We start from the raw sequence: 7,284 nt of genomic DNA on the forward strand, positions 1-7,284 counted from the left end.
CCCGCAACGGCGGGTTCCGGTTTGGTGAGTTCTTTGCCCGCGCGGCCGGCGATCCGTCGCCGGAGGTTACCGCAGCCGCATTGCGGGCGCTCGGCCTGACCGGACATGCCAATGCGCCGGCCATCCTGATCAAGGCGATGGAAAATGGCGGCTGGGATGTACGCGCCGACGCTGCCGACGCGGCGGGCCGCCTCGGCCTGTCTGAACTCGCCGCGCCCCTCGCGCAGCTTATGGACGACGAGGCATGGACTGTGCGCTACGCCGCTGCCAACGCGCTCCGCTCGTTCGGCCAGAAGGGAGAGCAGGTGCTGCGCGAGATCGCCGCCAGCGACGTCTCGCGCAGGCAGCGCACGGCCTCGCTGATCCTCGCCGAGGGGCCAGCCACCTGATGTTCGACTGGAGCCAAGAGATCGTTCTGGGGGCCTCCATCCTGTCCTGGTTCATCATCGGGGCGGGGCTGGCGCAGACGGCGATCTACCTGCTGCAGCTCATCATCGCCGCCTACGCCCTGTCCAAGCGCCCGCCGGTCGCGCGTTCGGCTCTGCTGTGGCACCGCTATGGCGACGTAGCGCCGCCGATCGCGCTGCTGGTGCCCGCCTACAATGAGGAAGTGAATGTGGTCGAGAGCGTGCACTCGATGCTGGCGCTCGAATATCCGAATTTCGAGGTCATCGTCATCAACGACGGCTCGAAGGATCAGACTCTGCAGCGCCTTATCGAAGGCTTCAAACTGGTGAAATTCCACCGACCCTATGAGGAGGCCCTGACACACAAGCCGATCCGCGGCCTCTATTCCTCGCCGATGACAGAACGGCTGTTCGTGGTCGACAAGGAAAATGGCGGCAAGGCCGATGCCCAGAATGCCGGCGTCAATGTCTGCCGCGCGCCTCTCTTTTGTGTGATCGACGGCGACTCCATCCTCGAGCCCGACGCACTGATGCGCGCGGCCCAGCCCTTCATCGACGATCCCGAGCGCACCATCGCCGTCGGCGGCACGATCCGCATCGCCAACGGATCGAGGATCGAAGCGGGCAGGGTGCGCGAGATCCGCCTGCCCAGCCGGTTGCTGGCACTGTTCCAAGTGGTCGAATATCTGCGGGCCTTCCTTATGGCACGGCTGGCCTGGAGCCGCATCAACACGTTGATGCTGGTGTCCGGCGCCTTCGGCGTGTTCCGCCGCGCCGAAGTGGTGGCGGTTGGCGGCTTCACCAAGGGATCGATGGGCGAGGACATGGACCTTGTGATCAAGCTGCATCGCCACATGATGGACACCAAACGCAAATACCGCATCCAGTTCATTCCGGAGCCGGTGTGCTGGACAGAAGCACCCGAGTCACTGCGCGTTCTGGCCAGGCAACGCACGCGCTGGCAGCGCGGTGCGCTCGAGTGCTTCTTCCGCTACCGCTCCATGCTCTTCAACCCCCGCTATGGGCGGGTCGGCTTCCTCGGATTTGGTCACATACTGATTGTCGATGTGCTTGGGCCCATATCGGAGGTGCTGGGCTATGTGCTGATCCCGGCCTTTTGGCTACTCGGCATCCTCTCGACCGAATATCTCTTGGCATTCACGTCGCTGGTTTTCACCTACGGCGTTTGCGTGAGCGTGTGTTCGCTGGTTCTCGAAGAAGCCGAGCTTCAGCGTTTTCCGCGCGCGCGGGACCTTGCCGTACTCACGGCCGTGGCGGTGATCGAGAATTTCGGCTACCGCCAGCTCAACAATTTCTGGCGTGTGAAGGGCTGGTGGCAGTATCTGCGCGCCGACCAGAGCTGGGGCGAGATGACCAGGACCGGCCTGACTGGGCCGAAGAAGTGAGCCTCTTCGGCTGAGTCACTTCAGCGTCCGCTCGATCTCCGCAATAAGCGCATCGAGCGCAGTATGTGCGACATCCGACCGCTCGATCAGCAACGTCTCAAGCTCGGACGCTCGCACGCTGATATCCGGAAAGCCGAACGTTCCGGCCCCACCCGCCAGCGAGTGAGCGATCCCGATCAGCGTATCGCCGGAACTGCTGCCGGGCACAGCCCTCCTCTCACGGGCGGCCTTCAACTCCACGAGCCGATCCGCACACCGGGCAAGGAAACGTTGCTGCAAGGAAGCGAAGGGATCGTTTGAGATAGGCCGATGCTCCGTTGCGGGACGTCGAGGGTCATTCAAGCAGAAAGCGGCGCGGGTTGGAATGGACTGCTTGGTCGAGCACGCCCCCCTGTCGGAGGAGAACGGCACCAGGGCTGGTCTGCAACGACACTGGCATGCCTGGGCTGGGGACAACCGCGCTGCCATCACCAGAAAAAAAGTGATTGGCTGGGGCGCCAGGATTCGAACCTGGGAATGTCGGTACCAAAAACCGATGCCTTACCACTTGGCGACGCCCCAATTGCCGTCAGAGTCGCTTGTGCGGCGCGTTATTAGCAGAGCAGCCAAAAAGCACAATCCTTATGAGTGACGGTTGGAACGCTCGAATTGGGCAGGCAACGCAGCGCTGGCAAATGATATGCAGCGGGCTATTCGGACCACACCGCCATCTCGTTTCCGGCTGGATCGACGAAGTGGAAGCGCCGGCCGCCGGGGAACGGGAAGATCGGTTTGACAATCGTGCCGCCGGCGCTTTCGACAGCGTCGAGGGTTTGCTCCAGATCCCTGCTGTAGAGCACGGGCAGCGGCTTTGATGGCGCTTCCGCGGCATCTGCCTGGAAGCCTCCGTCCAGGCCTTCGGCAAAGGCCGGTGAACGACCAGGCAAAGGCGGTACTGTAGAAAGCCTTCAGCCGGTCCAGCGTTCCACCGGTCGCGGGCATTTCCAGATAGTCGAGTTTTCCGGGCAGTTTCATGGCGCACCTGTTTGTTCACTGTATGTTCTACTCCAGAATTCCTGACTTGGCAAGTCTTTTTGCCGCATGCTGGAGCACGGCTTTGCTTAATCGATTGTAGTGGCCAGGTGGCTTTGCCGATGTCTTGCCTTTCGCACTGCAGCATCATATCGCTCCAAGGACGGACCGGCGGAACTTTCCGTTTCGCCAATCTTTCCAGTCTCCTGCAACCGGAGCGATGCATGACCAAATGGGTTTTCACCTTTGGCGATGGTGCGGCGGAAGGCCGTGCCAGCGACAGGAATCTCCTGGGTGGCAAGGGCGCCAACCTGGCCGAGATGTGCAGCCTGGGGCTGCCGGTGCCGCCGGGCTTCACCATCACCACGGAGGTCTGCAACGCCTACTACGCCAACGGCCGTATTTATCCGGCCGGGTTGGAAGCCGATGTCGCGGTCGCGCTCGATCACATCGGCCGGCTGACCGGCCGTCGGTTCGGCGACCCGTCGAAACTGCTGCTGGTGTCGGTGCGTTCGGGCGCTCGCGCCTCGATGCCCGGCATGATGGATACCGTGCTCAATCTCGGCCTGAACGACGAGACGGTCGAGGCGCTGGCCGCCGATTCCGGCGACGCGCGCTTTGCCTATGACAGCTACCGCCGCTTCATCCAGATGTATTCCGACGTCGTCATGGGCCTCGACCATGAGGTGTTCGAGGAAATCCTGGAGGATCAGAAAGGCGGGCTCGGGCACGAGCTCGACACCGAACTCACGGCGCTCGAATGGCAAGGCGTCATCGCGCTCTACAAGGCCAAGGTCGAGGAAGAGCTCGGCAGGCCCTTTCCGCAGGATCCGCATGAGCAGCTCTGGGGCGCGATATCAGCCGTGTTCTCGAGCTGGATGAACAACCGCGCCATCACCTATCGCCGGCTGCACGACATTCCCGAAAGCTGGGGCACGGCGGTCAACGTCCAGGCCATGGTGTTCGGCAATATGGGCGAAACCTCGGCCACCGGCGTTGCCTTCACGCGCAACCCTTCGACCGGCGAAAAGATGCTTTATGGCGAGTTCCTGGTGAACGCGCAGGGCGAGGACGTCGTCGCCGGCATCCGCACGCCGCAGAACATCACCGAAGCGGCACGTATCGCAGCTGGCTCGGACAGGCCGTCGCTGCAGAAGCTGATGCCTGACGCGTTCCAGTCCTTTGTCACCATCTCCGACAGTCTGGAGAAGCACTACCGCGACATGCAGGATCTCGAATTCACCATCGAGCGCGGCAAATTGTGGATGCTGCAGACCCGGTCCGGCAAGCGCACCGCCAAGGCGGCGCTGAAAATCGCCGTCGAGATGGCGCAGGACAGGCTGATCACGAAAGAGGAAGCCGTCGCCCGTATCGACCCGGCCTCGCTCGACCAGTTGCTGCATCCGACCATCGACCCCAAGGCCGCGCGCGATGTCATCGGCATCGGACTGCCGGCGTCGCCCGGTGCCGCTACCGGCGAGATCGTCTTTTCCTCCGGCGACGCCGAGGAATTGAAGACGCAAGGGCGCAAGGCGATCCTGGTGCGCATCGAAACCAGTCCCGAAGACATCCACGGCATGCATGCGGCGGAAGGCATCCTGACCACGCGCGGCGGCATGACCAGCCACGCCGCGGTGGTGGCGCGCGGCATGGGCAAGCCTTGCGTCTCCGGGGCCGGCTCGCTGCGTGTCGACTACAAGGCCGGCACGCTGATGGCGATGGGCTCGACCTTCCGCAAGGGCGACATCGTCACCATCGATGGCGGCAATGGCCAGGTGCTGAAGGGCGCCGTGCCGATGCTGCAGCCGGAACTTTCCGGCGATTTCGCGGCCATCATGGAGTGGGCGGACGCGGTCCGCCGCATGAAAGTGCGCACCAATGCCGAAACGCCGCTCGACGCGCGCATGGCGCGCTCCTTCGGCGCCGAAGGCATCGGCCTCTGCCGCACCGAGCACATGTTCTTCGATGGCGACCGCATCGTCGCCATGCGCGAGATGATCCTGGCAGACACCGAAAAGGACCGGCGCGCCGCACTTGCCAAGCTTCTGCCCATGCAGCGCTCGGACTTCCTCGAACTGTTCGAGATCATGGCCGGCCTGCCGGTGACGATCCGCCTGCTCGATCCGCCGTTGCACGAATTCCTGCCGAAGACCGAGGAGGAGGTGGCCGAGGTCGCCGCCGCCATGAAGGTGTCGCCGGACAAGCTCAGGCAGCGCACCGAGGCACTGCACGAGTTCAACCCGATGCTCGGCCATCGTGGCTGCCGCCTGGCTGTCTCCTATCCCGAGATCGCCGAGATGCAGGCGCGGGCCATTTTCGAGGCGGCCGTGGAGGCCGGCAGGAAGGCCGGCGCGCTGGTGGTCCCCGAGATCATGGTGCCGCTCGTCGGCCTGGTGAAGGAACTCGATTACGTCAAGGCGCGCATCGATGCGGTTGCCAAGAGCGTCATGGAGGAAACCGGCGTCAAGATCGACTATCTCACTGGCACGATGATCGAGCTCCCCCGCGCCGCGATCCGTGCCCATGTCATTGCAGAGTCAGCCGAATTCTTCTCCTTCGGCACCAACGACCTGACCCAGACGACCTTCGGCATCTCGCGCGACGATGCGGCCTCGTTCCTGGAAACCTACCGCCAGAAGGGCATTATCGATCAGGACCCGTTCGTCTCGCTCGACATCGACGGCGTCGGCGAACTGGTGCGCATGGCCGCGCAAAAGGGCAGGGCGACGCGGCCAGACATCAAGCTCGGCATCTGCGGCGAACATGGCGGCGATCCGGCCTCGATCCGCTTTTGCGAAGAGGTCGGCCTCGACTACGTGTCCTGTTCGCCCTATCGCGTACCGATCGCCAGGCTGGCGGCCGCGCAGGCTGCGGTGCTGGTTGCGAAGGCAGGCCGCCGATAGGATCCATCCAGCTTACCGTTTTGTAAGGCAATTCACGCGAACGTGCTGGCGGCGTCGCGCAATCTCGACATTGTTCCTGCCCAATTTGCGGCTATCCGCAAATTGCTCCCGGAAACAGATGCTGCAGATTTCTCCCGCGCCGTTCCACTCGATCCTGGTCGTCCAAACCAAGTTCATAGGCGATCTCGTCCTCGCCTCGGCGCTCGCCAAGAACCTGCGGCTCGCATTCCCCGGCGCCAGCATCGTCTTTCTGTGCGAGGCTCGCTTCGAGAGCTTCGTGATCGCCCATGATATAGCTTCCGAGGTGGTCACATTCAGGCGCGACCGCATGCGCGGCACGTCCTTGGAGCGCGGGAAAGAGCTTTACGCCATGGTGCGGGCGTTGCGCCGCTTCCGTTTCGACCTGACCATCGACCTGACCGACTCGAAGACGTCGCGCATCGTCACCGGGCTCGTCAACGCCAAGACCCGTGTCGGTTACAGTCCTTCCGAAAGACCCTTGCGTATGTTGGAGCGGCAGCCCGCCAACGTTTTTGCCAAGCCCTACGGCTTTGATGGTCAGCATTTCCTGTACCGCTACCTCTCGCCGCTCGAAGCGCTCGGCATCGAACTTCGCACGGTGATTCCAAACCTTGAGCCGCTGCCAATGGAGACGGCGAAAGCATTGGCGCTGCTGGGTAAGCGCCATCTGAGGCCAAACGCATTCATCGCGGTACATGCGGGTGCAAGCTTCGAGGGCCGACGTTGGCAGCCGGAGCGGTTTGCAGCAGTGATCGTCGAGATTGCCGGCGAGACCGGCCTGGACGTAGTCCTGGTGGGCGGCCCGGACGAGCGCGAGATCGCCGAACGTATCGTCGCCAGGACCGCGCCGTCGGTCGTCAATCTCGTCGGTGACCTGTCGCTTGAAAGCCTGCTGGCGGTGCTGAAACAGGCCCGGCTGTTTCTCGGCAATGAGAGCGGCCCGATGCACATGGCCGCAGCCACCGGAACCCCGGTTGTCGGATTGTTCGGTCTGACGGAGCCGTCGCGCTGGGGTCCCGTCGGCGTGCCCAGCATCTCGCTCCAGCCGCCGATGCCTTGCGCCTGCATGGCCGAAAACCTCTGCCGCGCGCCAGATCCCAGCAAGGCATGCTGCGTCTGGGGCCTGGAGGTCAAGCCTGTGGTCGATGCGGTGCGCGAGGTTCTTTCGCGCACCGAAATGAAACTGGAACACGCCATCTGAGATCATGCGTCGCATGCACGACCCTCGACGCGGCGGAATGACCCCCTTCGCCACAGGAACGGTCACATTGTCGCGGAGCGCTTTTCTGCTATGCGCCATCCCGATTTCCGCCTTCATGCGGGTCGTTGGGATGCCTGCTTGAAATGACGGGTCCGGGAATCGGTTTGATGCGCCTGCTGCAAAAAAGTCTCTGCATGATCGCCCTGTCGTGGGCGATGGCATCCGCCAGCCATGCCGCGCCCCTCGTCGAGCCGACGCTGCACATCAAGTCGCAGGCGAGCGGAGCCGGCCGTGTGGCGCTTACGCTCGACGCGTGCGGTGGACAGACCGACAAC

The 7,284-nt window shown here is 63.3% G+C and carries 5 protein-coding genes, 1 tRNA gene and 1 pseudogene; 4 read left to right on the forward strand and 3 right to left on the reverse strand.

All coding sequences use genetic code 11. From position 1 onward, the window contains the following. Positions 1–389 (forward strand): HEAT repeat domain-containing protein (locus tag EN906_RS16680; protein ID WP_164776015.1); only part of this gene is annotated, 389 nt, incomplete at its 5' end. Further along, positions 389–1,813 (forward strand): glycosyltransferase family 2 protein, encoded by a 1,425-nt coding sequence (locus EN906_RS16685; protein ID WP_127269369.1) that lies wholly within the window; start codon positions 389–391, stop codon positions 1,811–1,813. The genes EN906_RS16680 and EN906_RS16685, both read left to right, overlap by 1 nt. 15 nt (positions 1,814–1,828) lie before the next feature. Here EN906_RS16685 and EN906_RS38810 read toward each other — a convergent pair whose 3' ends face one another. The 3 genes and pseudogenes from EN906_RS38810 to EN906_RS16700 form a co-directional block, all read right to left on the reverse strand. After that, complete coding sequence (locus tag EN906_RS38810) at positions 1,829–2,281, reverse strand: Hpt domain-containing protein (RefSeq protein WP_127269370.1); 453 nt, start codon at positions 2,279–2,281, stop codon at positions 1,829–1,831. A gap of 18 nt (positions 2,282–2,299) precedes the next feature. Beyond that, positions 2,300–2,374: transfer RNA gene (locus tag EN906_RS16695), tRNA-Gln, on the reverse strand. Between the two features lie 128 nt (positions 2,375–2,502). Then, positions 2,503–2,827, reverse strand: a pseudogene (locus tag EN906_RS16700) (VOC family protein). Positions 2,828–3,048: 221 nt separating this feature from the next. Here EN906_RS16700 and ppdK point away from each other — a divergent pair. Further along, the gene (gene ppdK, locus EN906_RS16705; protein WP_127270462.1) at positions 3,049–5,727 is read left to right on the forward strand and encodes a pyruvate, phosphate dikinase; all 2,679 of its coding nucleotides are present in this window, start codon (positions 3,049–3,051) and stop codon (positions 5,725–5,727) included. Between the two features lie 118 nt (positions 5,728–5,845). Then, a complete protein-coding gene (locus EN906_RS16710) occupies positions 5,846–6,949 on the forward strand; it encodes a glycosyltransferase family 9 protein (protein ID WP_127270460.1) in 1,104 nt (367 codons plus the stop codon). The last annotated feature ends 335 nt before the right edge of the window (positions 6,950–7,284 follow it).

Source organism: Mesorhizobium sp. M7A.F.Ca.CA.004.06.1.1 (assembly GCF_003999135.1).
Lineage (GTDB): Bacteria > Pseudomonadota > Alphaproteobacteria > Rhizobiales > Rhizobiaceae > Mesorhizobium.